The organism is Allobosea sp. 10L417, assembly GCF_056395485.1.
This window is the reverse complement of record NZ_JBFTJP010000040.1, coordinates 1-1,067: the sequence shown is the minus strand read 5'-3', so window position 1 is coordinate 1,067 and position 1,067 is coordinate 1. Positions and strand designations below refer to the sequence as shown.

The 1,067-nt window shown below is 60.4% G+C and carries 1 protein-coding gene and 1 pseudogene; one reads left to right on the top strand and one right to left on the bottom strand.

Features of this window, described 5'->3' with window-relative positions; all coding sequences use genetic code 11:
• A pseudogene (locus AC1DE3_RS28280) lies at window positions 1-267 on the top strand (hypothetical protein); the annotation flags it as partial.
• A 539-nt stretch (window positions 268-806) separates the two neighbouring features.
• On the opposite strand, the gene AC1DE3_RS28275 reads toward AC1DE3_RS28280, so the two are convergent.
• The gene (locus tag AC1DE3_RS28275) at window positions 807-989 is read right to left on the bottom strand and encodes a DUF3606 domain-containing protein (protein WP_441514569.1); all 183 of its coding nucleotides are present in this window, start codon (window positions 987-989) and stop codon (window positions 807-809) included.
• Window positions 990-1,067: the final 78 nt, after the last annotated feature.

Sequence of the window (1,067 nt, the reverse complement as noted above, 5' to 3'; positions counted from 1 at the left end):
GCGCACCTGTACATCGTTGAAGGCAGCGTTCGCCAGTCAGCGGATAGGTGGCGCGTCAGCACGCGCCTGATCGACGCTCGTACGACTGCAGTGAAATGGGCCTACTCAGCAAACGGCGAACTGCGGACCGGATCAAACTTGGCGGCCGAGCTGGCCGATTTAATTACCCTTCAATTGGACACCGCAGCGGCGGCATCATGCGCATCGGCGCGCACTGCCGGTCCTTCGAAACCCCTGTCCGAGGTCGACCGCGGAGGATGGCCCTGAGATCGGCATCGGAAAGCTCAATCTAGCAATTTTCGCCCTGCCACGCTTCAATTGGCCACATTCCGGGGATCGTTCACGATTTCCTGCCATTCTCTCCGAGCGCCTTCGATGCGGCGTGGCGCCGGCTACTTATCTCGCCGCGTCCTAGGAGCGGTGTTGTCAGCGCTCAGCCGTCAGTCCGCGCACCGCGTCAGCATCTTCCCGCTGGGCGTAGCGAAGTAGCACTCGTCTTCGTAGTGCACAGGCGTACCGTCTTCGAGCGAATAGGACACCGTCGAGAGGCCGGGTTTATTCTGCCACACTATGACGATGAAGCGATTTCCGTCCTCGTCCTGGCAGCTCTCGCGGTAGAGCTCTCGCCTGCTCGATCGTTGGCGGCGGACAGGAGCTTCGGAAGCGGACGATTGCAAGCCGACCATGGGAACACCTCACGCAACGCACTGCTAGCTGTCCAACTGTGCGCGCTAGGCACCCGTTCCCTCTCGTCGCAATCGTGATAGGCCCGGCTTCGCTTCGGCTGGGCCGGGCCTATTTCCGTTTCAGCTCCGCTTGTCGAGTTCCTCTCGTACCGCATCGGCGCTGACGCCAACTTTCTTCACCGCGGCGGCCAGTTGTTCGCGCGTGACTCCAAGCTCTTTCGTCCAGTACGCGACCTCATAGTCCTCGTTCATGTTGATGCGAGAGCGGTCTTGCGGGCCCCTGTTATTTTCGTTGTCTGCCATAGTGACCTCCTGCAGCGAACGTTATTTTCGTTGTCTGCCATAGTGACCTCCTGCAGCGAACCAATCGCTCGCGCACAC